This is a genomic window from Devosia sp., from assembly GCF_048261455.1.
Lineage (GTDB): Bacteria > Pseudomonadota > Alphaproteobacteria > Rhizobiales > Devosiaceae > Devosia_A.
This window is the reverse complement of sequence record NZ_JBLXGA010000009.1, coordinates 41,793-63,498: the sequence shown is the minus strand read 5'-3', so window position 1 is coordinate 63,498 and position 21,706 is coordinate 41,793. Positions and strand designations below refer to the sequence as shown.

The following is a 21,706-nucleotide window of genomic DNA, read 5'->3' as shown; positions in this document are numbered from 1 at the left end:
TCCTCCCCGAATGCGCCCGTCCCATCACAGTCAAAGTCTACATCTGACCACTTTCAGCTGCCTAGCGGTTCCTTCGCGTCGGATGGCACTTGCGACCCCACAGGAGTAGCGCCCTCCAGCCCGGCAAGTCCTGCCCACTCACCCGGACTCTTTTGCCCTGTCTGGCGGGTAATGGATGCCGCGGAATGATGGAAAAATCAATAAAATCAATCCCCTGACGCTCTGGCACGGCGCTTGCAAGTCTGTGCTCAGCCATGCGTGCCCAACCGGCACGAAGTCAAACGGAGTGAACGATGGGCATCTACGGCGCACTATCCACCGCGGTTACCGGGCTGACGGCCCAGTCTTTCTCGCTCGAGAACATCTCGGGCAATATCTCGAACAGTCAGACCATCGGCTTCAAGCGGATCGATACCGACTTCGTCGACCTGATCCCCGATACCGCGCAGAAGCGCCAGACGGCGGGCTCCGTGCTGGCCCAGTCGCGCTCCACCAATAATCTGCAGGGTGACGTCCAGGGGTCCTCCACCGAAACCCATATGGCCATCAATGGCGATGGCTTCTTCGTTGTTGAGCCGTCCTCCGGCCAGTCCGACGGCGACACCGTGTTCTCCGGCGCCAACTACTATTCGCGGCGTGGCGATTTCGAGCTCGACAAGAATGGCTACCTCGTCAACGGCTCTGGCTACTATCTCAAGGGGCTGCCGATCGACGCGACGACCCAGAATATCTCGGGCTCGGTGCCGCAGGTCCTGCGCATCACCAATGCCTTCCTGCCCGCCGCTGGCACCAGCCGCATCAACTACGAGCTCAACTTGCCGCAGCTGCCCAAGACGGCGCGCTACCAGGAATCGCAGGCAGCCGGATCTGAACTGCTGAATGCCCGTGACTTTCTCAGCCTCACGCCTGATCAGGCCGCAACGGCCACCGGCGCCACGGTGACAGGTACGGACCCTGCCAGCACCATCGCAATGGCCGGTGACACGCTCGATGTCACCGTTGGCGCCACCACGGTCAACTTCACCTTCAATTCGGGTGGCGGCACGGTCGGCAACGATATCGACCTGACGGATGCGGCCAGCGACACGGTCGACGAGTTGCTGGGGACCATCCAGGCGCAACTGCAGGCCGCCGGCGCCACCGGTGCCACGGTCGCCGCATCGGGCGGCGTGATCACCATCACCGCCGGCAATACAACCGACAGCGTGACGATCACCGATAACACGACGGGGTCGGCGCTGACCGGTTTCGCGCTTGCCGATGTGACGACGGACCCGACTGTCTCCTCGACTGCCGCACTGGCGGCCCGGGTCGACGAGATTGCTGCCGATGACGTCGACGAATTCCTGGCCCAGACGATTTCGGGCGGTGCCATCACGGTCTATGCCGACAATGGCGCGCCAGCGAACGTCCAGTTGCGCTGGGCCAAGGTCAACTCGATCGACAATGGCGGCGCCGAACGCTGGAATCTGTTCGTGCAGACCGACGGCAGCGCCACTGGCACGGCTCCGGCCTGGACGCGCGTCGGCGACGACTACCAGTTTTCGGCCAATGGTTCGCCTCAACCCGCGATCGACAACACCGACATCACCGGGCTGACCATCAACGGCATCGACGTCGGAGATATCCGTCTGCAGCATGGCGCCAATGGCCTGACCCAGTTCGCCGACGTCAACGGCACCGCTGAAGTCACCGCGCTCAGCCAGAATGGCTATGCGGCCGGCGAGTTCATCTCGATCGCCATTTCCGACAATGGCCGCGTCGTTGCTGCCTATGACAATGGCCAGCAGCTCGAAGTGGCCCAGGTGGTCACTGCCAACTTCAATGCCGTCAACCAGCTCAAGCGCCTCGACGGCGGTGTCTTCGCAGCGACCTCGGAGTCGGGCGAGCCGATCCTCGACAACGGCGGTGGCATCCTTGGGGCTTCGTTGGAAGCGTCGAACACCGACATTTCCAACGAGTTCACCAAGCTCATCATCACCCAGCAGGCTTACGCCGCTGGCACCCGCATCGTGTCGACGGCCGACCAGATGCTGCAGGAAGCGCTGAACATGGTGCGCTGACGCACGGGTTTGGGGCTCGGCCGATGCCGCGTCCGCTCATCCGGCAGGAGTAAGGCGATATGGGTCTTTCGGTTACGCTCAGCAATGCACTTTCCGGCCTTCGGGTCGGTCAGAGCTCGATGGAAGTGCTGTCCCGCAATGTGTCCAATGCGGGCACGCCGGGCTATCACAAGCAGTCCGTCTCGGTCATCGACACGCTGGGCATCAACTCGGCCTATGCGCGCGAGGGCACGATCACCCGTGCCTTCAACGAAAGCCTGCAAAAGCACTACACCTCGGCGATTTCCGGATCTGGCTTTGCAGATGTCCGGTCCACCTATCTGGACCGGCTGCAGACGCTGATGGGCAAGCCCGGCACCACGGGCTCGCTCGACACCGCCTACGCCGGCTTCCAGAATTCGCTGGTCACCCTGGCGACGACGCCGGACAGTTTTGCCAGCCGCGCCGAAACCGTGCAGCAGGCGCAGATCCTCGCTGAAACGCTCAACCGCATGAGCGGCGACATCCAGTCGATGCGCGGCGAGATCGAGGGCAAGATCGCCACGACGGTCAACGATCTCAACTCCATGCTGGGTGCGCTCGAGGACATCAACACCCGCATGCCCGACGGCGGCATCGATGCCGGCTCCCGCGCCGCCATGCTCGATCAGCGCGACCGGTTGCTCAATGACCTGTCGAACGCCCTCGACATTCGCGTCACCTATCGGCCGGACGATACGGTTTCGATCATGACCCGCTCGGGTGTCGGCCTGCTCGATAATCGCGCTTCTGTCTTTGCCTTTCAGAGTGCCGGTGCGCTCGACGCCACCTCGCTGGCCAATGTCGATCCCGAACAGAACGGTGTCGGCACGCTCACCCTCGAAACCCCTTCAGGCCTGACCCTCGATCTGGTTGGCCAGAACGTCTTCCGCTCCGGTGAGCTCGCCGGACTTATCCAGCTGCGTGATGGCGATCTCGTCGACACCCAGGCGCAGCTTGATGAAGTGGCCGCGGCACTGGCCCAGGCCATGTCGACCGAGATCACCCCGGGCACCGACGTCACCGTCGGCGCCAGCGCCGGCTATGAGGTCGATATCGGCGCGCTGCGCAACGGCAACGACTTCACCTTCTCCTATCTGGAGAACGGTATCGAAAAGAATGTCCGCGCGGTGCGCGTCGACGACACTGCCAAGCTGCCCATGGACTACAAGGATGCCAACGGCGTCCGGGTGATCGGTCTCAATTTCTCGGGTGGCACTGCCAGCGTCGCCACCCAGCTGCAGGATGCGATGGGCAGTTCCATCGCCGTCAGCAATCCCTCCGGCACCACGCTGCGGCTGGTCGATGACGGTCCCACCGGCACGATCGACATGCTGTCACTGAATGCCCGCGCCACCGTCACCGGGGCGCAGACCGGCGCCAAGGGGCTGTCGCTCTTCGTCGACACCTTCAACGCCGATTTCACCAACAGCCTCGACAACGCCGGCCAGAAGCTCGGCTTCGCGTCGCGTATCCGGGTCAATCCGGCGATCATCAACGACACCAAGCTGCTCGTTCAGTATGACCCGACGAGTTCGCTGGGTGATGCAACCCGTGTCGATCAGCTGGTCAGCAATCTGGACAATCTGCGCTTCGCCGGTGGGGCAGGGTCCAGCGACCGCAACGCCGTCTTCCGCATTGCCGGCACGGTCAGCGATCTCGTCTCGCAGACCATCAACTACGTCGGCAACATGGCGAGCACCGCGCTGGCGGACTCAACCACGCAGGCGTTGACCATGACGGCGCTGTCGGAACGGCTGGACGCCGAATATGGCGTCGACATCGACGAGGAAATGGCGCGGCTGATCGAACTTCAGAACGCCTATTCCGCCAATGCCCGCGTGGTTTCGACCGTGCAGGAACTGATCGACGCGCTGCTGCGAATCTGAGGACACACTCATGCCCGCTGTCTCCAAAACGATGTTCCCGCTGCAAAACAGCATTCGCAACATCACCAGCATGAAAGTGCGCTACGACCAGCTGCAGCTGCAGTTCGCGACGGGCGAAAAGGCCGCCAATCTGGCCGAGATGGGCACCGACCGCTATTTCAGCCTGGCGACGCGCTCGCGCATCTCGCGCATCGATGCCTACGGGGAAAACGTCAAGACGCTCGATCTGCGGCTGAACGTGCTCGACACCACAATGTCGCGGCTCGATGCGCTCGAGTCGGACGCGCGCGGTGCCATCACTCCCGGCAACCATGGCTCGTCCCAGGTCAATTTCCAGACGGCGCCGCAGATTGCCAAGTCCCGCCTCGACGAAGTGCTGACCCTGCTCAATACCGACGTCGCGGGCCGCTATGCCTTCGGCGGCAACAAGACCGAGTCCAAGCCCGTCGCCTCCACCCAGGCAGTGCTGGAAGGCGAGGGGGGGCGTGCCGGTTTCCGCACCATCGTGGGTGAGCGCAAGCTCGCCGATCTTGGCGCCGACTCGCGCGGGCGCACCGTGGTCGCGACGGTCGCAGACACCACCACGCTGACCGAGGATGGCGACCATCCCTTCGGCTTCAAGCTGTCCAACCTTTCGACCTCTTCGGCCAACATCACTGTCGCCGGCCCCGGCGCGACGCAGCCGCGCGATCTCTCGGTGACCTTCACCACCGGCGCGCTGCCTGCTGCCGGCCAGACCGTGACGATCGGTCTGACCCTGCCTGATGGCACCGAAGACCAGATCGTCCTCACGGCGACGACGGGCACCCCGGGCCCGGGAGAGTTCCAGATCGGTGCCGATGGCGACACGACGGCGGCCAATTTCGCCACAGCACTAGGCGCCTCGCTGGAATCCCTGGGCGAGACCACCCTCACATCGGCGTCGGCTTTCGCTGCTGCCGACAATTACTTCAACGGCCAGGGCGAGCAGGTGCTGCGCGTCGATGGCCCGCCCTTCGAAAGCGCCACGGGTCTTGTCGCCGCCACGCCTGCCGATACGGTGCTGTGGTATACCGGCGAAGACAATGCCGATCCGCGCGGCAGCCTTACCGCCAAGGTCGGTGACGGCACGACCGTCCGCTACGGCGTGCAGGCCAATGAATCGGGTATCGCCCAACTGGTGCGTTCGCTGGCCGTGCAGTCGGTTCAGACTTATGCCAGTGCGGATACGACATCCGGCGAGCGCTTCGATGCGGTTGCCCAGCGCAACATCAGCCGATTGGCGGAGAGCCAGAACAATTCCGCTGGGTCCATTGAGGTAATTGCGGTCGAACTGGGACTTGCAAAGACGACCGCCGCAACCATCGGCGAGCGCCATACCGCGCACAAGGCGCAGCTCACCAACATGCTTGCCGATATCGAGAACGCGGATACCGAACAGGTCGCCATGGAAATCCTGGCGCTCAAGACGCGCCTCGAAGCCAGCTATCAGACCACCTCGCTGCTCAGCGAACTGACGCTCGTCAACTACCTGCGCTGACCGGCCCCGCCCATCGTCGGAAACGAAAAAGCCCGCATCACTGCGGGCTCGATTTCATGCGGTGATGTGAAGGCGAAGCCTGGCGGTCAGACGTCGGCTTCAGCGCGCAGCCCTGCTGCAATCTGGCGGTTGATGTTGATCAGCACGTCCAGCTTTTGCGCATCGGCGGCTTTCTGCGCGGCAATCGTGTGCTTCATCACGAACAGACCCAGGTTCGCGATATTCTCGCGCAGAGCCTTCGGCAAGGTGCTCTCTTCGCCCGTGACCGAGGTCAGGAACACACCCCACAGCTTGCGGTTGAACATCAGTGCCGTTTGCAGATCATCCTCGGCGACCTCCCAATTGTCCCGAACGCGCTGCAGCTGGGCTGCGGAACGCGAGAGCAGGTTGGCTTCAATGATGCGCGGCGAAGCAGTTTTTTGACCCACCTGCTGATAGGCCAGAGCGGCGTTGTTATGCATTGTCTAGGAGATCCTGCTCGTACTGAATCAGCTTCTTTGCAGCCTTGAGAGCTTTATAGAGAGCGCCGGTTAATATCTCGTTGTTAATTTCGTCAACAATCCCAATTGTCGACGGTGCGGCTTTCACCAGCTCGTTAATCAACGCGAAATAGTCCTGCCGAAGAAGGGCGACGTCCTCGCCGATATACATCAGCTGCACGGCTAAGTAGATGCGCTTAGCCGGGGTATTGGCGGTTTCCGTAGTAAGGATGTCCTTCTCGCGTAGAATAGGCGCCTTGCCGTCTATGAACAGCCGGGTACGCTGGTCCGAATTCGTCACCACGCATTGGCCAATGATCAGCCGCTCGCCGGGCTTGAGTTCGACTTTGAGGGACATGCCAGTCTCTTATGGTTACCGATGTGCAAACTCTAGGTCACAGCAGTGACCAAATCCTTGCTGCGGGCGCGTCATCCGACAGGAATCACGGAACATTCCTACTTTAGCAGCTCCAGCACGCTGTTCTGCGCATAGTTCGTCAGCGACTGGGTGACCGCACTGAGCTGCTGGCGGATCTCGAGTGCGACGAGGTTGGCGGCCTCTTCGCTCAGGCAGCCTGTCGGCTCTGAGTCATTGGCAATCTCTGCCACAGCCGAAAAGTTCGTAAGCGTTCGCGCCGGGATGTTGCGCAGCGCCCCCAGCACGGTCTTGAGTGCATGTACGCTCAGCTCGTAGTCGCGATCGGCGGCGAAATTACCGGACGCCGGATGCGTACCGGCCGTCAGTCCCAGGGCCGTGAGGATCGCGGCGTCGCCGCAGATCGTGAAGGGCCTGTCGCTGGTAAACCGCAAGCAGGCGTTCGCGTCGGTGCGCACGAGGATGCCGGCAGCAGCGAGCTTGGGGATCTCCTGGTCCAGCTGGGTCGCGACGTCTGTGCTGTCGAAACGGATTGTCACCGGCCCGATGGCGAGGGTGCGGCTGAGATCGGGAGACAGAGCGCGCCGAGCTGGGAGGGCTTTCGACCCGGAACGAGATGCTGCCGCGAGTGTATCGCCGCCATCGTCGTGTTGTGTCTGGTCCACGCCACTGGGGCTCTCGACAGATCTGGTCATGTGTAAATGCCTTTTCATGCGATGCTGTGCGCGGCAAAGCCGCGGACAAACGTGCAGTCAAATCGATATTCAAACTGTAGATGCCACCAGACCCGCAAATTGGGCATCGTGACGTGGTCAATTGTGGGCGCTCTGATATCAGCAAGACCCTGACACAAGGACCAGGTGGAGCCCGCGGGAATTGCGGGCACTGGTCAGCGCAACTGCCCACCAGGTAAGTGGTACGAATAACTGCCAGTCCATTCTGGAGAGGCGGTGGTTAAGTATTATACAGTACGACACAAAAAAAGGCGGGCCAAGGCCCGCCTTTCGATTGCATTTGATCAGTCTTAGAACAGACGCAGGACGTTCTGATCGGACTGCGAGGCCAGCGACAGAGCCGTCGAGGACAGCTGCTGGCGGGTCTGCAGAGCAAGCAGGTTGGCCGCTTCCTCGTTGGTGTCGGCCAGGGTCAGGTTGGCGGCACCGGTCTCGAGGACGTTGATCATGTTCTTGGTGAAGTCCTGACGGGTCTCCACAACCGACAGCTGCGAACCAAACTTCGAAGACTGCGTACGCAGCGTATCGATGCCGGCCTTCAGCGTGTTGAGCGTGCTGTTGATGCTGGTGTTGGTGTCGAAATCACCGGCGCTCAGTTCGGTCAGGCCAAGGCCCGCTGCATCATTGGTCACGCCATTGATGTCGAGCTTGGAAGAACCGTCTTCGTTGAACAGCACCGACAGGCCGTCGCCGTTGAGCAGGTTCACACCGTTGAAGCCCGAATCCTTGGCCAGCTGATCGATCTGCGAGAGCAGGTCGTTGTACTGGTTGCGCAGTTCGTCACGCTTCGGGTTGGTCACCTGGACGGTGGATGTTGCCGCGGCGGGGGTACCGTCGATGGTTTCATCCGAAAGACCGACCGCGGCCAGAGTGGCAGCGTCGCCACCGATGGTCAGGTCGTTACCTGCCGTACCCGTGAAGGTCAGCGTACCGCCGGCATCCGAGACGGTGAATGCGTTGGTGCCCGAGGACGCCGCAGCAGCAGTCTGGAACTTCGACAGAATGGCCGCCGCATCGTCACCATCCGCGAGCGAGACAGTCTGCCCGTTGATGGTGATGTCGCCAACGGTCGAGGACGTGGCATCATCACCGCTGTCCGTACCGTCCGCCAGGCCCGAAGTAGTGGCACTGCCGGTGGCGGCGAAGTTGGCAATGGTGGCAACCGAGCTGGTACCGGTGGTGGCATCGGTGATCACCAGTTCGCCCGAGCTGCCATCAGCGACGGCGGAGCCGAACTGGGTGTTGATCGCCGTCGCAATCTCGTCGGCCGTCACTGCAGTCGAATCCACTGCCGTGATCGAGCTGTCGAGGGTGATCGACTGCGTGGTGCCGCCGACCGTCAGGTCGAAGGTGATCGCGTCACCGATGACTTCGTCAACGCCGGTATCGGTCTGGCCGGTGGTGCCCGCATTGGTAATACCAAGATCGGTGACGGCGGACAAATTGCCGGTACCGGCAGTCGCTGCGTTGTCGACGGTCAGAGCAGTTGCGCCAGCGGCAGCAGCGGTGAAGGTCAGGCTGGTGCCGGCGCCATCTTTGCCGACGGTAACGCCGAGGCCGTCAGAATCGAGCTGGCTCTGGATCGCTGCGATCGCTTCATCGATAGTAAGAGTGTTATCGGAGCCAACAGTATCGTCAGCCTGGGACAGCGAGATGTTGCTGGTCGTGCCGCCCAGGGTGATATCGAACGTGAAGGTATTGTCGGCGTTGTTCGACAGATCGATATCGGTGAAGGTGCTGTCGGCGGTGATGGTCGACTGGACGCCCGTCACGGCCGCGGTAGACAGATCGACAGCCGAGAAGCTCGAGCTGCTGATGGACGCCGAAGTCGCAGCGGTCGCTGCGGCGATGGTCACGGCAGACGTGTCGGCCGAATCCTTGGTGGCAAGCACTTCTGCAACAGCGCCGCCAGCCTGGTCGATGGTGGCAGAGGTCTGCAGGGCCTGGCGGGCAGTCGCCTGAGCGCTTTCCACCAGTCGGGTGATTGCGGTGATGCCCTTGTCGGCAGCGGCAATGGTCTGCACGGCATTGCCGACCGAGTCCAGCAGCTGGCCCAGATCGGACGCGCGGCTGTTCAGCGACGATGCAGTGAAGAAGTTGGTCGGATTGTCGAGCGCCGAGTTGACGCGGAGGCCAGTGGCCAGACGCTCCTGCGTCTTACCAAGCTGCGTGGCAGTCGACTGCAGGTTCAGCAGGTTCGAGCGAACTGCTTTCGAGAGAGAAATATCAGCCATTAGGAGTTCCCTTCCTGGGTACTAGTTTTCTTCGACGCCTCATTCTGAAGCCCGCCGAATATCGAGTCTGAGTCCTCAAAAAACGGTTAACTCGGCTGACGGATGACAATCCAAAAACGCGCGTACTTTGAACGATTTGGCGCTAGGAAATGCGTACTCCACAGCCAACTGTAAAGCCTTACTCGGTCACCGCAGATGCGCAGGCGGCTATAGCTTTGGCACTGGGTACGGAGTGTGTATGATTTCGCGGCGGGCTGACGTCCGGGCCGGCCCTCGTGCTGGAGGCTAGATCAGCTTGTCCATGAGCGGCAGGGCGCTCTGGGCCGGCGGTTCGGCGGAACCGAGACGCAGCTGAACCTCTCTCTCGCTTGCCGGCCTTGGTGGCAACTGTCCTGAGATGAGGGCAACTGCAAACGCTTCTCCGGGCGGCGACGCCGGTGGCGGCACTTCGGGCAGCGACTCGACGGCGGGGCTGGCAGAGGCTTCGTCGGTGGACTTGGCGGCAGATACAGCAGTGCGCTCGGTCAGCTGCGCGTCGCCACGCAATGTCCGGGAACTGAAATCGGCTGTCGTCCCGAATGCGGGACCGACCGGATCTGGCGCAATTCTGGCGCTCACGACCAACATCCTTGTAGGTCTACCTAATAGCCAAAACTGCGCCTTTATCTCCTGCGTGTTCGTTGCGGACGCCAGCCGCATTTAGCTCGAATTTTGTTCTACAGCGACCGGTTGATCGCCACCGATCCCACGGCATTGGGCCGCGGCGCCGTCACCTTGCCGCCTGCGCCATAGGTGTTGGGCTGGTTGCGCGCCGTCACCGCCGTCGCAACGTCATTCAGTAGGTCCTCGGTCACGTCGCGTGCCGTGGCGATCACCTTGAGGTTTTCCGCCATCTGCGTCGCCAGCCGCTCGTGCCGCTTGCGCAACTGGTCGACGGCCAATGGGGCTTCGGCCTGCAACCGGGCGCTCTGGCGCTGCACCGAGCGGGCGAGGCTCATGTAGTCCTGCGCCAGCGCGGTCTTTTGTGCCGACAGGGCCGTGGACTCCCGCGCCTTGCCCGAGCGCAGCAGCGTGGTTTCTTCGTTCATCACACTGACCAGCTGATCGAGGGTTTCAGCGGCGCGGACGCAAAGCTCGAGGGCCGGCAGGGAATCCAGCGCGGCGAGGCGCTCAGCGGCGGTGGTCATCGGTTGTCTCCGGAGTATGGCGTAAATGAAGCACTGTTGGCTGCAGGGGACATCGCCGCCTCCTGCGCCCGGATCAGTTCAGGCAAGATAGATTCCGCGAGCCCGATCCCGCCCGAGTCGGCGATGGTGTTCGCCAGTTGCTCGGCCTGCATGCCGCGCCAGGTCTCTTCCCCGAAGCCGCCATTGATCTCGCCCTGCGGCTTGGCGGTCGCGAACATTTCCTTCATCAGGGTGTTCAGGAAAACGCCCTCGAGTTCCCGGGCCTGGCCCTGCAACCGGCTCAGCGTTTGCGGCGGCAGGCTGGAGTTGGCGGTAATCGCGTCCATCATCACAGCACCTCGATTTCGGCCTGCAGCGCCCCGGAGGCCTTGATGGCCTGCAGGATCGCGATCAGGTCGCGCGGTGCGATGCCCAGGGCATTCAGCCCATCGACCAGCTGCTGCAGCGTTACCGACTCGTTGACCACGCCCAGGTCGCTGTCGGTCTGGGTCACCGTCAGGTCGGTGCGCGGCACCACAACTGTATCGCCCCGCGACAGCGGCGCCGGCTGGTCGACTTCGGGGCTTTCGGAAATCGTCACCGTCAGGTTCGACTGCGCGATCGCCACCGTCGACACCCGCACGTCCTTGCCCATGACGATCAGGCCGGAGTTCTCGTCGATCACGATCTTGGCCGGCACGTCGGTGTCCACCACCAGCTGCTCGATATCGGTGATCAGGTCGACGATATTGCCGTTGAAATGCCGGGGCAGCATCAGCCGGATGGTCGCCGGGTCCTCTGGGGTGGCGCAGGGCACGCCAATGAAATCATTGATCGCCAGCGCAATGCGTCGCGACGTCGTGAAATCGGGATTGCGCAGCGCCAGCCGCAGCGAGCGCTGCGCGCCCAGCGCGAAGCCCACTTCACGCTCGATCAGCCCGCCCGATGAAATGCGCCCGGTGGTCGGCACGCCGGAAATCACCGTTGCCGAGTCGCCCTCGGCCTTGAACCCGTTAATCGTCACCGACCCCTGGGCAATGGCATAGACTTCGCCATCGGCGCCCAGCAGCGGCGTCACCAGCAGCGTGCCGCCCTGCAGCGATGAGGCATCGCCCAGCGCGGCGACGTTGACGTCGAGCCGCGAACCCTGGGTCGAAAAGGCCGGCAGGTTGGCCGTCACCATCACCGCGGCGACATTGGCCGTCCGCATGTTCTCGCCGCGGGTGTTGACACCCAGCCGCTCCAGCATTGCCTGCAGGCTCTGCCGGGTGAACGGCGCGTTGTTCAGGCTGTCGCCCGTGCCATTGAGGCCGACGACCAGGCCATAGCCCACCAGCTGGTTCTCGCGCACGCCCTCGACATCGACGATGTCCTTGATCCGCGCTGCGGCACCCTGAGCGGTGAATGGCTGTGCGATCAGGGTCATCGTCAGCAGCGCTGTGATCCATTGCTTGAAGAGTCGTCGTGGCATTTCGTCGTCCCCGGTTCGGGCGATCCGTCCCCACGGACCGCACTTGCCGGTAACTAAGCGATTTCCGTGCCAAGTCGCGAAACTGCCGGGAAACCGGGAGATTCCAGACTGTCGGGTGTAAGGATGGAACAATGCGTCCGGCACAAATTGCCGGGCCTTTACCACTCGTTAACCCTTGGCGGCAGATTTTGCCGGCTCACGCACACTCAGGCCAGTTACATGCGCGTCGACAGCAAGACCCGGGTTTCCAGCACGACAGGGCGGGGCAGTGCCAACCGCGCATCGGCGTCCGGTCCCGCTTTCACCGTCGACAGCGGGGCAGGGACCGCTCGCGCCGCCGCCACCTCCGGACCGGCGCCTGCAACGGCCATCGATGCCCTGCTGGCGCTTCAGTCCGTCGACGAGGTCACCGAGCGGCGCCGCAAACTTCTGCGGCGGGGGCGCAGCCTGCTCGATACCCTCGAGTCGATTCGCGCAGATCTGCTGCTGGGCCGCGTCAGCGAGGCCCGTCTCAATCAATTGATGACCATCATCACCCAGGCGCGCGAGCGCAGCGAACCGGGTCTCGATGAATTGCTGGACGACATAGAGCTGCGGGCCCGCGTGGAATTGGCCAAGCACGAACGCTTCCCCGCCTGATCTGCTTTTCGATCACAGTAACCTTAGATGTTATCCAACGGGCGTTTACCTGCTTGCCCTAAGTGCCATCGCGCAATTATAAGGCCCCGCATGGGGCGTTTGGAGTGCAGCTAGGGATGACGTCTTCTGAAGTTCTAGACTACCGGCCCTCGGATGATGAGCCGTTCATGAACCCCCGGCAACGGGAGTATTTTCGGGCCAAGCTCGAGCGCTGGAGGTCAGATATCCTGCGCGAGAGCCGTGAGACCCTCGACAATCTTCAGGAAGAAAGTTCGAACCATCCGGATGTGGCGGATCGGGCATCTTCCGAAAGCGACCGGGCGCTCGAACTGCGCACCCGGGACCGGCAGCGCAAGTTGATCTCCAAGATCGACTCGGCGTTGAAGCGGATCGAGGAAGGCACCTATGGCTATTGCGAGGAAACGGGAGACCCCATTGGTCTCGCCCGGCTCGACGCAAGGCCGATTGCGACCCTGAGCCTCGAAGCCCAGGAATCGCACGAGCGCCGCGAAAAGGTCTATCGCGACGAATGATAAAGAGCCGGCCCTCGGGCCGGCTTTTTCATTTCAGGATCAGCGCGCCGCTGTTGCGCACCGCGCCTCAGCGCCCGGGCTTCAGCCCAGATAGCGCTGCTTGAGATGCGTGATGAAGTGTTCCGCGTTGAAGCGCTCGCCGGTCGCGCGCTCCAGCAGTTCCGGTGTCGGATAGCGCGAACCCTGCGACCAGATATGCTCGCGCCGCCAGTCGTTGAGGCCCACGAACCGGCCCTGCCGCATGTCCTCGCGGACATCGGGCGTGTCGCGTTCGATCGCGGCCCAAAGCTGCGCCGCAATCACTGCGCCCAGAGTATAGCTCGGGAAATAGCCGATTGCGCCCGACGGCCAATGCACGTCCTGCATCGGTCCGTCCTTCATGTTGTCGATCGTCGATAGGCCCAGATACTCCCGCATCTTGGCGTCCCAGGCCTCGGGCACGTCGCGCGCTTCGAGCGCGCCACTGACCAGATCCTTCTCGATCTCGTAGCGCAGGATCACATGCAGCGGATAAGTGGCTTCGTCGGCATCGACGCGGATCAGCCCGCGCTGGATCAGATGCACATGGGCCAGAACGTCCTTGAGCTCCCACCCTTCGATGGCCTCTTCACCCAGATGCTCGCGCACCAGCGGCATGGCCCATTCCCAGAATTCGGCACTGCGCGCGATCTGCTTTTCGACGAACAGGCTCTGGCTTTCATGCACCGACATGCCGCGCGACCGGCCATGCGGCCAGTGCGCTATGTCGGCCGGGCGGTTCTGCTCGTACAGCCCATGCCCGGTCTCGTGCAGGATCCCCATCAGCGAGGTCAGGAACTCGCCTTCGGTATAGCGGGTCGTCATGCGGATATCGGTCGGCACGCCGCCGCAGAACGGATGGTGCGAGGTGTCGAGACGGCCATGGTCGAAATCAAACCCGACCGCCTCCATCATCGCCAGCCCCAGCGCCTTCTGCTTTTCGATCGGGAAGGGGGCATTGAGCGGCTTGAGCGGGCGCTTGGCCAGTTTTTCTTCCTGATGGGCCAGAGCCTCGGGCACGAAATCCTTCAAGAAGACCTTGAGTTCATCGAACACCGGTGTGATCTCGGCGGCGCGATTGCCCGGGTCGAACTGCTCCATCAGCGCGTCATAGGGGTCGAGCCCCAGCGCTTCGGCCCGCAGCCCCGCTTCCTCCCGCGTCATCTCGACCAGGCCCTCGAACGCCGGCAGGAAACCCTGCCAGTCCCCCTTGGGGCGCAACTCGCGCCAAAGCTGTTCCGCCCGCATCTGCGCGTTGACCTTGCGGCGCACGAAGTCAGAGCTCAGGCAGGTGAGATTGGTATATTCGCGCCGCCACTCCCGCAGTCCGGCCTGCATCAATGCATCGTTCGGCTCGGCCTCCGCCGCCGCCAGCAGATCGGCGATCTCGGGCGCTCCGGCCATCTCGTGATACATGCCGGCCAGCGTCGACATCGCCTCGGCGCGCTTTTCACCGCCGCCTGTCGGCATCATCACGGCTTCGTCGACGCCCAGCATCGATTGCGCATGCTCGATCGCTTCGAGGCGCTTGGCGAGATCATCAAGCTTGGTGATGGCGGAATTGGCGGACATCAGGGACTCCCGGGAAAACTGACCCGGCTAGCTATCGCCAATCTGGCGCGCCGGCACAAGCCGACCCGACGGGCAGGACCAGTGCCTGCTAGCGATCCCCACGGCTGCCGGACAGAGCTGCACCCAGCCCGGCGCCAACCGCAATGCCGACCCCGAGCCACAGCGCAACATCGTTTGTCGCAACACCGACCGCGGCGCCGATGGCGGTGCCGATCGCTATGCCGAGGCCGATCCTGTTGTTCATGCCGTTATCCTTCTTCCACCTGATTCATAGGTTGAAACAGCGGCCCTATCCACCGGCGCCGACTCCGAAATGGGGAAGGGCGCAGCCCGGGGAGGCTGCGCCCTTTGTGTGGCCGGCTCTGTTCTGGAGCCGGTCGGGGAACCGGCGGCGCCCAATGGGGACGGGGCGCCGCAGGGTGGGGAACTTTTAGAAGGGCAGGATCGCGTCGGTGATCTGCTGGCCGTAGCGCGGCTGCTGCACCGCAGTGATCTGGCCGCGGCCGCCATACGAGATCCGGGCCTCGGCGATCTTGGACGAGGGGATCGTATTGTCCGAGTGAATGTCTTCCGGCCGCACGATGCCGGCGACGATCAGGTCGCGCACTTCATAGTTGACGCGCACCTCCTGCCGGCCCTCGATCACCAGATTGCCGTTCGGCAGCACCTGCACCACGACGGCTGCAACCTGGGTGGCGAGGCTCTCCGAGCGATCGACCGAACCGGAGCCGCCATCCGACATGGTGCCGCCGGTATTAATCGCCCCGGACGCTTCGACATCGGCCAGCGGCACCTTGCCGCCGAAGATCGAGCCGAGGACGCCGCCGATGCTCGACTCCGACGCCGAGTTCCGCGACCGGCCGGTCGTATTGGAAATCTTGGCGCTGTCGTCGATGGTCACCAGCACGGTGAGGATATCGCCGATCTTGTGCGCCCGCTGATCCTTGAAGAAGCCGCGCGCATCGTTCGAGAACAGCGAGTTCGGCTGGTACGAGGCCGCAACCACTTCGGGCATCGGCATCCGCACCGGGCTGTAGCCGGCCTGGGCCGTCGGATCGGCAATTGCCGTCAGCCGCGGTTCTTCGTTCACCGAGGCGAGCTTGTCGAGGGTGGAACAGCCGGCCAGCAGGGTCAGTGCGGCGAGGGTGGCGAGTGTCTTGATCATGGTCATCTCAGATTTCCCTTCGCCGGTCACAGGCCGGCCACGGTGAGCGCGTCATCGACTTCGACGAGCCCTGCGGCAGTTGCGATCCCATGCAGGATCTTCTTGCTGGCGGTATTCATCACCTGCACCGGCTGGCCGGCACTTGCGGCGGTCAGGGCGAGGCCCTTCATGGTCAGCTGCAGCGGTCCCACCCTGTAAAGCACGGTCACCGCGCTGTTGCGCGTCACGACCACGGGGTCGGTCACATCTGCCAGCCGCAGCATCAGTCCGGCGCGGCCATTGCGCATCAGCGCCTTGCCGACCACCTGGTCCACGTCGTCGATGCCGTTCTGCTGGGCGAACTGCAGCGGCACGCGCTTCATTTCGAGGTCCTGCGCGCTGATCACCTCACCGGCAGCAACGCTGCGCAGCAGATGCGGCACCGCCACCATCAGCGTGATCGAACCGGAGACGTCGACCGGCTGTGGCGTGCCCGCGATCGCGAACCGGGCGGTGAAGCGGGTGCTGCCCGGCGCATAATGCAGCGTCAGCAGTTCCGCCGGCGTCGCCACGGCTTCGGCATTATAGCTCGGGGCGCCGCCATCGAAGCGCAGTTCGACTTCGGTGTTCGGCGGCAGCAATCCCCGCTGGGTCAGATCGCTGACGATCAGTCCGTCGAGCACGGTTTCGTCGACCACCTTGGCCTGCCGCGTCACCCGGACCCGCTCGATGCCGTCGGCGGCAAACTCTGAAAACCCGGCGCGCTCGGCGGCGGCCCGCACGGCGGCGATGCTGACGAGCCCCGTGGTGCCGGGCAGCGGCGCCCGGAACAGCGCAGTCTCGGCCAGCATCCCGGCATCGTCGAACATGTCGCCCACGGTGACGATCTCCGATACGACGCTGACGTCGGTCTTGAGGCTCAGCTCGGCCAGCGCCGGGGCGGTGCCCACGAGAGCGGCGAGAAGGGCGGCGGCGGTCAGTTTCAGTGTCATTGTCATGATCCTCATCACCGCAGCTGGCTCGTGGCCTGCATCATTTCATCGGCGCCGGAGATCACCCGGGCGTTCATCTCATAGGCACGCTGCGCTGCGATCAGGTCGGCGATCTCGGTCACCGCATTGACGTTGGAGTTTTCGAGATAGCCCTGCAGCACATCACCCAGACCATCCTGGTTCGGCGTGCCGATCTGCGGCGGGCCGCTGGACGCCGTTTCGATGAACAGATTGTCGCCGATCGAGGCGAGGCCGGTCTTGTTGACGAAGCGGGCCAGCTGCAGCTGCCCCAGCTGCGTCGGCGCCGTGTCGTTGCCGATGAAGGCTTCGACGATACCGTCGGAGCTGATCGACACCGAGTTGGCGTTCTCCGGGATGACGATCCCGGGTCCGATCTCATAGCCGTCGACATTGACGAGCTGGCCGTTGCCGTCGCGCTCGAACGAGCCGTCGCGGGTAAACCCGGTGCGCCCGTCGGGCAGGTTGACGACGAAATAGCCTTCGCCGCGGATCGCGACGTCGAGTTCCTTTTCGGTTGGGGCCACCGGCCCCTGGCTCATGATCCGCGGGGTTGCCGCGGTCTTGACGCCGGAGCCGATCTCGATCCCCACCGGCGCCACCGTACCGGCTTCCGAGGTGCTCGATCCGGCGCGGCGCAGCTGCTGGTAGAGCAGGTCCTGAAACTCGGCCCGGGCGCGCTTGTACCCGGTGGTCCGCATGTTCGCGACGTTGTTGGAGATGACTTCGACATTGCGCTCCTGCGCGGCCATGCCGGTCGATGCGATATAAAGGGCCTTCATCGTCGTCTCCTTACGCGTTCAGTGAGCCAAGCCGCTGGATTGCGGTGCGGCGCAGCTCGTCCTGCCGCTGCAGTATCGAGGCAATGCTCTCGTAGGAGCGCTGCACTCGGATCATTTCGGTCATTTCGCTGACGCCCGAGACGTTCGAGCGTTCGATGGCGCCCTGCACGACGCGGGTGTCGAGTGCCGCCAGCGGGGTGCCGCCGGAATAAAGGTTGTCACCGAGGCGTTCGGTTTCCTGCGGGTCGGCAAATTCGACCAGCCGCAGCCGGCCCTTGTTCCCGGCGCTGCTGCTGATGGCGCCGGTGCCGTCGATCGCGATGTCGGTTTCGTCGGCCTGGAAGAAGAGGGGCCCCTGTTCGCTCAGGACGGGATAGCCATCGAAATTGACCAGCGTGCCAGTGGGGTCGATCTGCAAGGCGCCGGAGCGGGTCCAGCGCTCGCCCTGCGGCGTCTGCACCACCAGGAACCCTTCGCCATCCAGCGCCACATCAAGCGGATTGCCGGTCTGCACCAGCGCGCCGGCCGACATGTCGTGGATCGTCGTCCAGTCGAGCGTGTAGCTCAGGCGCTGGTCGCCGACCTCGAAATCCCGGTCCCGGGCAACCGGCATGATATATTCCTCGAACAGGATCTGCTCGGACTTGAAGCCGGTCGTATTCATGTTGGCGATGTTATTGGCCACCACATCCATCTGTCGCCGCAAGGCGATCTGGCGCGATAGGCCGATAAGCTGCGCATTTTCCATGGCGCGAAGTCCCCGTGTCATTCCCCATGGTCGCTGACTTCCCCAAGCCGGCGGCCATGCCAATAACACTGCAGAAACCATGCCAAACTGCCGACGTGAGCAATTTCAATGACTTGGCGGAATGGTGACTGGGCAGTTCGTTAACAGCTATGGGTTTACCGGCAGATGTTGCCCGGCAATTTTTGCCCATTTGCCCACGCTTCGTAACCTTTCGTTAACCCTGGCAGCGCTTAGCTCACCTGAGCCGGAATCGCCCGGCGGCACGAGGATTTCATGGCCGCGGAAGCAGAAGCTGGGGTTGACGCCGAAGAGGCCGCTGCCCCCGCCAAGAAAAAACCGAAGCTCATGTTCATCATCATCGCTGCGGTGGCAGTTTTGGTGCTCGGCGGCGGTGCGGCCTATTTCTTCCTGTTCAGTGCGCCGCCCAGCCAGGAAGCCGGCGAAGTTGTGGTTCCCGAAACCTTTACCTTCAAACTGCCGACCATGACGGTGAACCTCAATACCGACGGTGACGGCGAGGCTTTCATGAAGCTCACCGTGGCGCTCGAAGTCGCCAATGAACAGGTCATGCAGGACATCCAGCCGCGGCTGGCCAAGGTCGTCGATGCCTTCCAGGTCTACCTGCGCGAGCTGCGCCCGTCCGATCTCGAGGGCTCGGCCGGCATTTACCGGCTCAAGGAAGAACTGCGCCGTCGGGTCAACATCGCCGTCTTCCCCGCCAAGGTGGAAAACATCCTGTTCAATGAAATCCTGGTGCAGTGATGGCTGAACCCGGCGATCAGGACAAACTCTCGGACGAATGGGGCCTCGACGAGGAACTCATGAACGCGGCCGGTGGCAGCGACAGCGCTGAATCGGACGAGGGCGACGGCGAGGGCGACGAAGAGGCCATGTCGGACGAGTGGGCCGCCGCGCTCGCTGCCGGAACCGATGGCGACGACAATGTCGATCGCGTGCTCAACCAGGACGAGATCGACAGCCTGCTCGGCTTCGATCCCACGGCCGGCGGCATTGACGAGCTCAGCGGCGTGCAGGCGCTGATCAACTCGGCGCTCGTCTCCTACGAACGCCTGCCCATGCTGGAGATCGTCTTCGATCGCCTCGTCAGGCTGTCGACGACATCGCTGCGCAATTTCACCTCGGACAATGTCGAGGTTGCGCTCGACTCGATCTCCTCGGTGCGCTTCGGCGACTACCTCAATTCCATCCCGCTGCCCGCCATCCTCACCGTCATCAAGGCCGAGGAATGGGACAATTTCGGCCTGATGACCGTCGACTCCGCATTGATCTACTCGATGATCGATGTGTTGCTCGGCGGCCGGCGTGTCGGGGGCACGATCCGCGTCGAGGGGCGCCCCTATACGACGATCGAGATGGCGCTCGCCCGTCGCATGATCGAGGTCATTCTCGAGGACACCAAGAAGGCCTTCGAGCCGGTCACCGACGTAACCTTCAAGATCGAGCGGCTGGAAACCAATCCGCGCTTCGCCGCCATCTCCCGGCCTGCCAACGCCGCCATCCTGATCGAGCTGCGCATCGAGATGGACGACCGCGGCGGCAAGGTTGAGATCCTGCTGCCATACGCCACCATCGAGCCCATCCGCGACCAGCTGTTGCAGATGTACATGGGCGAAAAGTTCGGGCGCGACCCGATCTGGGAAGGTCATCTCGCCACCGAGATCTTTGCCGCCGATGTCGAATTGAGCGCCATCCTGCACGAAGCCAAGCTGCCGCTGAGTCGGGCGCTGGCGTTGCAGCCGGGCGAAACCCTGATGTTCGATCGCGCGCCGTCCGATCCCATCAAGCTCAGATGCGGCGATGTCGAGCTCACCGAGGCCATCATCGGTCATATCGGCGAGCATGTTTCAGTACGCGTGTCGCAGCCGCTCAATCCGCCGCGCGTCACGATGGCGGCTTTCGAGGCCCTGGACGAAAAGAAGGAAACGCGTTGATGTTCGGCATGTCACTTGGGCTGCTCGTGGAAGTTCTGGTTGCCGTGCTGCTGGCCACCACGATCGGCTATTGCGTGATCCTCAACAACCGGCTGAAGCGGCTGCATTCCGATCGCGACCAGCTGCGCAAGATGGTCACCGATCTGGTGCAGGCCACCGGCCTGGCCAATGCGGCCATTCAGGAATTGAAGGCCACTGCCGTCGAAGCCGAGAACGGCCTGCAGACCCGCCTCGACGAAGCCGAGTCCTTCGCCGTGAAGCTCGCCACGCACATCAATGCCGGCCAGCATCTCATTGACAAGATTGCCCGGATCACCACGGCGGCCCGCCGTGGTGAGGTCGAGGAGAAGACGGCAGCCGAAAGCTCCAGCGTGCAGTCGGCGCTCGATCAGCTGTCGAATTACCAGCGCATTCGGGGGAACGCCGCTTGACGGCGGTCCGGCTCCTTCCGGTCGTAGTCGCAGCCGCCACCGCGCTGCTGCTGCTCAAGACCGTCGGCATTGTCACCCATGGTGGCTATGTCCTTGGGCCCAGCGCTGCTGTGGCGCAGGACGATGCCGGCGCGCCCACGATGGAGCTGACGCCGGAACCGACGATGGAAGACGAAAGTCCGCTGATCGAGGATGCGGCGCCGACGCTGCCGATGCCCGAACCGGGAGATGCCGTCGATACCGACGCTGGCCAGAGTGACGGTGAATGCGTGCCGGGCATTGCCGAGGCCGGGGAAGGGCAGGGCGATCCGACCTGCGATCCCGCAACTCTGGCCGCCGTCGATCCCGATACGCCCGTCAATCTTGCTGACGCTGCTGATGCCCCCGAAGCGGACAGCACCGAAGCCACCCTGCTGAAGCGCCTCGGCGAACGCCGCGAAGAGCTCGATGCCCGAGAGGCCGAGATCGATATCCGCATGTCGCTGCTCGACGCTGCCGAAAAGCGGATCGAACAGCGCACCCAAGCGCTCGAATCCCTCGAAGCACGCATCAATGCGCTGGTCGATCAGAAAAAGGCTGAAGAGCAGGAGCAGTTCCTCGCCGTGGTCTCGATGTACGAGACCATGAAGCCCAAGGAAGCCGCCGCGATTTTCGACAAGCTGGAGATGGACGTCATGCTGCGGGTGGCCGCGGCCATGAACCCGCGCAAGATGGCGCCGGTCCTCGCACGCATGAATCCCGACCGCGCCAAGGATCTGACCGCCGCGCTGGCCGAGGATCCGGGCGAACCCTCGCTGGCCGTCGGCAGTGAGGATCTCGCGGGCCTTCCCGCCATTGTCGGGCAATAATCCGCGACATTCATGGCGAGTTTTGCTGGCCTCGATTAGCCCCGCGTTAAGTCGGTCCGTCTAACGTTCTGTCTTCAGAA

General features: G+C 63.2%; 23 protein-coding genes. 9 read left to right on the top strand and 14 right to left on the bottom strand.

Going from position 1 to position 21,706, the window contains the following annotated elements; translation table 11 throughout:
* The first annotated feature begins 293 nt into the window (after positions 1-293).
* Genes ACN0TK_RS11230 through ACN0TK_RS11220 form a run of 3 tightly spaced genes read left to right on the top strand, consistent with a single transcriptional unit; the run spans position 294 to position 5,489 of the window.
* Positions 294-2,063: a flagellar hook protein FlgE gene (locus ACN0TK_RS11230; protein WP_417309581.1), complete on the top strand. Its 1,770-nt coding sequence runs from the start codon at positions 294-296 to the stop codon at positions 2,061-2,063.
* Positions 2,064-2,122: 59 nt separating this feature from the next.
* Positions 2,123-3,970 (top strand): flagellar hook-associated protein FlgK, encoded by a 1,848-nt coding sequence (flgK, locus tag ACN0TK_RS11225; protein ID WP_417309580.1) that lies wholly within the window; start codon positions 2,123-2,125, stop codon positions 3,968-3,970.
* 10 nt (positions 3,971-3,980) lie between these two features.
* Entirely contained in the window at positions 3,981-5,489 is a 1,509-nt protein-coding gene (locus tag ACN0TK_RS11220) for a hypothetical protein (RefSeq protein WP_417309579.1), read from the top strand.
* 86 nt (positions 5,490-5,575) lie between these two features.
* Here the strand turns inward: ACN0TK_RS11220 and flaF are convergent, their stop codons facing one another.
* The 8 genes from flaF to ACN0TK_RS11180 form a co-directional block, all read right to left on the bottom strand.
* On the bottom strand, positions 5,576-5,950 hold the full coding sequence (gene flaF, locus ACN0TK_RS11215) for a flagellar biosynthesis regulator FlaF (RefSeq protein WP_417309578.1): 375 nt from the start codon (positions 5,948-5,950) through the stop codon (positions 5,576-5,578).
* Positions 5,943-6,326: a flagellar biosynthesis repressor FlbT gene (flbT, locus tag ACN0TK_RS11210; protein ID WP_417309577.1), complete on the bottom strand. Its 384-nt coding sequence runs from the start codon at positions 6,324-6,326 to the stop codon at positions 5,943-5,945. The genes flaF and flbT overlap by 8 nt, the downstream gene beginning before the upstream one ends.
* 98 nt (positions 6,327-6,424) lie before the next feature.
* Complete coding sequence (locus tag ACN0TK_RS11205; RefSeq protein ID WP_417309576.1) at positions 6,425-7,039, bottom strand: hypothetical protein; 615 nt, start codon at positions 7,037-7,039, stop codon at positions 6,425-6,427.
* 329 nt (positions 7,040-7,368) lie between these two features.
* Positions 7,369-9,312 carry a flagellin gene (locus ACN0TK_RS11200; protein WP_417309575.1) on the bottom strand — a complete coding sequence of 648 codons (1,944 nt, stop codon included), beginning with the start codon at positions 9,310-9,312 and terminating at the stop codon, positions 7,369-7,371.
* A 285-nt stretch (positions 9,313-9,597) separates the two neighbouring features.
* Entirely contained in the window at positions 9,598-9,930 is a 333-nt protein-coding gene (locus ACN0TK_RS11195) for a hypothetical protein (RefSeq protein ID WP_417309574.1), read from the bottom strand.
* 98 nt (positions 9,931-10,028) lie between these two features.
* The gene (locus ACN0TK_RS11190; RefSeq protein WP_417309573.1) at positions 10,029-10,499 is read right to left on the bottom strand and encodes a hypothetical protein; all 471 of its coding nucleotides are present in this window, start codon (positions 10,497-10,499) and stop codon (positions 10,029-10,031) included.
* Complete coding sequence (locus tag ACN0TK_RS11185) at positions 10,496-10,825, bottom strand: rod-binding protein (RefSeq protein WP_417309572.1); 330 nt, start codon at positions 10,823-10,825, stop codon at positions 10,496-10,498. The genes ACN0TK_RS11190 and ACN0TK_RS11185 overlap by 4 nt, the downstream gene beginning before the upstream one ends.
* A gap of 2 nt (positions 10,826-10,827) precedes the next feature.
* On the bottom strand, positions 10,828-11,904 hold the full coding sequence (locus ACN0TK_RS11180) for a flagellar basal body P-ring protein FlgI (protein ID WP_417309669.1): 1,077 nt from the start codon (positions 11,902-11,904) through the stop codon (positions 10,828-10,830).
* A gap of 264 nt (positions 11,905-12,168) precedes the next feature.
* Here ACN0TK_RS11180 and ACN0TK_RS11175 point away from each other — a divergent pair, with 264 nt between their 5' ends.
* Positions 12,169-12,588: a flagellar assembly protein FliX gene (locus tag ACN0TK_RS11175; protein WP_417309571.1), complete on the top strand. Its 420-nt coding sequence runs from the start codon at positions 12,169-12,171 to the stop codon at positions 12,586-12,588.
* 116 nt (positions 12,589-12,704) lie between these two features.
* Entirely contained in the window at positions 12,705-13,121 is a 417-nt protein-coding gene (gene dksA, locus ACN0TK_RS11170; protein WP_417309570.1) for an RNA polymerase-binding protein DksA, read from the top strand.
* Positions 13,122-13,202: 81 nt separating this feature from the next.
* Here dksA and ACN0TK_RS11165 read toward each other — a convergent pair whose 3' ends face one another.
* From ACN0TK_RS11165 to flgF, 6 genes are all read right to left on the bottom strand, one after another.
* A complete protein-coding gene (locus ACN0TK_RS11165) occupies positions 13,203-14,711 on the bottom strand; it encodes a carboxypeptidase M32 (protein ID WP_417309569.1) in 1,509 nt (502 codons plus the stop codon).
* A gap of 88 nt (positions 14,712-14,799) precedes the next feature.
* Positions 14,800-14,955, bottom strand: a complete 156-nt coding sequence (locus ACN0TK_RS11160; RefSeq protein WP_417309568.1) for a hypothetical protein — start codon at positions 14,953-14,955, stop codon at positions 14,800-14,802.
* Between the two features lie 186 nt (positions 14,956-15,141).
* The gene (flgH, locus tag ACN0TK_RS11155) at positions 15,142-15,882 is read right to left on the bottom strand and encodes a flagellar basal body L-ring protein FlgH (protein ID WP_417309567.1); all 741 of its coding nucleotides are present in this window, start codon (positions 15,880-15,882) and stop codon (positions 15,142-15,144) included.
* 20 nt (positions 15,883-15,902) lie between these two features.
* Positions 15,903-16,847 (bottom strand): flagellar basal body P-ring formation chaperone FlgA, encoded by a 945-nt coding sequence (flgA, locus tag ACN0TK_RS11150; RefSeq protein ID WP_417309566.1) that lies wholly within the window; start codon positions 16,845-16,847, stop codon positions 15,903-15,905.
* A 14-nt stretch (positions 16,848-16,861) separates the two neighbouring features.
* Positions 16,862-17,647, bottom strand: a complete 786-nt coding sequence (flgG, locus tag ACN0TK_RS11145) for a flagellar basal-body rod protein FlgG (protein WP_417309565.1) — start codon at positions 17,645-17,647, stop codon at positions 16,862-16,864.
* A 10-nt stretch (positions 17,648-17,657) separates the two neighbouring features.
* Positions 17,658-18,416: a flagellar basal-body rod protein FlgF gene (gene flgF / locus ACN0TK_RS11140; protein WP_417309564.1), complete on the bottom strand. Its 759-nt coding sequence runs from the start codon at positions 18,414-18,416 to the stop codon at positions 17,658-17,660.
* Positions 18,417-18,668: 252 nt separating this feature from the next.
* Here flgF and ACN0TK_RS11135 point away from each other — a divergent pair, with 252 nt between their 5' ends.
* The 4 genes from ACN0TK_RS11135 to ACN0TK_RS11120 are packed head-to-tail and all read left to right on the top strand — an operon-like array spanning position 18,669 to position 21,626.
* Positions 18,669-19,157, top strand: coding sequence for a flagellar basal body-associated FliL family protein (locus ACN0TK_RS11135; RefSeq protein ID WP_417309563.1), 489 nt, complete (start codon positions 18,669-18,671; stop codon positions 19,155-19,157).
* A complete protein-coding gene (fliM, locus tag ACN0TK_RS11130; protein WP_417309562.1) occupies positions 19,157-20,347 on the top strand; it encodes a flagellar motor switch protein FliM in 1,191 nt (396 codons plus the stop codon). Before ACN0TK_RS11135 ends, fliM begins: the two co-directional genes overlap by 1 nt.
* A complete protein-coding gene (locus ACN0TK_RS11125; protein WP_417309561.1) occupies positions 20,347-20,778 on the top strand; it encodes a DUF6468 domain-containing protein in 432 nt (143 codons plus the stop codon). The genes fliM and ACN0TK_RS11125 overlap by 1 nt, the downstream gene beginning before the upstream one ends.
* Entirely contained in the window at positions 20,775-21,626 is an 852-nt protein-coding gene (locus ACN0TK_RS11120; RefSeq protein WP_417309560.1) for a MotE family protein, read from the top strand. Before ACN0TK_RS11125 ends, ACN0TK_RS11120 begins: the two co-directional genes overlap by 4 nt.
* The last annotated feature ends 80 nt before the right edge of the window (positions 21,627-21,706 follow it).

What these genes read in the sequence shown, in the direction of transcription:
- flgA (WP_417309566.1), bottom strand. Translation starts at nt 16,847, where the DNA reads ATGACACTGAAACTGACCGCCGCCGCCCTTCTCGCCGCTCTCGTGGGC.
- ACN0TK_RS11125 (WP_417309561.1), top strand. Translation starts at nt 20,347, where the DNA reads ATGTTCGGCATGTCACTTGGGCTGCTCGTGGAAGTTCTGGTTGCCGTG.
- ACN0TK_RS11190 (WP_417309573.1), bottom strand. Translation starts at nt 10,499, where the DNA reads ATGACCACCGCCGCTGAGCGCCTCGCCGCGCTGGATTCCCTGCCGGCC.
- ACN0TK_RS11180 (WP_417309669.1), bottom strand. Translation starts at nt 11,904, where the DNA reads ATGACCCTGATCGCACAGCCATTCACCGCTCAGGGTGCCGCAGCGCGG.
- fliM (WP_417309562.1), top strand. Translation starts at nt 19,157, where the DNA reads ATGGCTGAACCCGGCGATCAGGACAAACTCTCGGACGAATGGGGCCTC.
- ACN0TK_RS11200 (WP_417309575.1), bottom strand. Translation starts at nt 9,312, where the DNA reads ATGGCTGATATTTCTCTCTCGAAAGCAGTTCGCTCGAACCTGCTGAAC.
- ACN0TK_RS11175 (WP_417309571.1), top strand. Translation starts at nt 12,169, where the DNA reads ATGCGCGTCGACAGCAAGACCCGGGTTTCCAGCACGACAGGGCGGGGC.
- ACN0TK_RS11135 (WP_417309563.1), top strand. Translation starts at nt 18,669, where the DNA reads ATGGCCGCGGAAGCAGAAGCTGGGGTTGACGCCGAAGAGGCCGCTGCC.
- ACN0TK_RS11165 (WP_417309569.1), bottom strand. Translation starts at nt 14,711, where the DNA reads ATGTCCGCCAATTCCGCCATCACCAAGCTTGATGATCTCGCCAAGCGC.
- flbT (WP_417309577.1), bottom strand. Translation starts at nt 6,326, where the DNA reads ATGTCCCTCAAAGTCGAACTCAAGCCCGGCGAGCGGCTGATCATTGGC.
- flgF (WP_417309564.1), bottom strand. Translation starts at nt 18,416, where the DNA reads ATGACACGGGGACTTCGCGCCATGGAAAATGCGCAGCTTATCGGCCTA.
- ACN0TK_RS11160 (WP_417309568.1), bottom strand. Translation starts at nt 14,955, where the DNA reads ATGAACAACAGGATCGGCCTCGGCATAGCGATCGGCACCGCCATCGGC.
- ACN0TK_RS11185 (WP_417309572.1), bottom strand. Translation starts at nt 10,825, where the DNA reads ATGGACGCGATTACCGCCAACTCCAGCCTGCCGCCGCAAACGCTGAGC.
- flgK (WP_417309580.1), top strand. Translation starts at nt 2,123, where the DNA reads ATGGGTCTTTCGGTTACGCTCAGCAATGCACTTTCCGGCCTTCGGGTC.
- flgH (WP_417309567.1), bottom strand. Translation starts at nt 15,882, where the DNA reads ATGACCATGATCAAGACACTCGCCACCCTCGCCGCACTGACCCTGCTG.
- ACN0TK_RS11230 (WP_417309581.1), top strand. Translation starts at nt 294, where the DNA reads ATGGGCATCTACGGCGCACTATCCACCGCGGTTACCGGGCTGACGGCC.
- ACN0TK_RS11220 (WP_417309579.1), top strand. Translation starts at nt 3,981, where the DNA reads ATGCCCGCTGTCTCCAAAACGATGTTCCCGCTGCAAAACAGCATTCGC.
- ACN0TK_RS11205 (WP_417309576.1), bottom strand. Translation starts at nt 7,039, where the DNA reads ATGACCAGATCTGTCGAGAGCCCCAGTGGCGTGGACCAGACACAACAC.
- flaF (WP_417309578.1), bottom strand. Translation starts at nt 5,950, where the DNA reads ATGCATAACAACGCCGCTCTGGCCTATCAGCAGGTGGGTCAAAAAACT.
- dksA (WP_417309570.1), top strand. Translation starts at nt 12,705, where the DNA reads ATGACGTCTTCTGAAGTTCTAGACTACCGGCCCTCGGATGATGAGCCG.
- flgG (WP_417309565.1), bottom strand. Translation starts at nt 17,647, where the DNA reads ATGAAGGCCCTTTATATCGCATCGACCGGCATGGCCGCGCAGGAGCGC.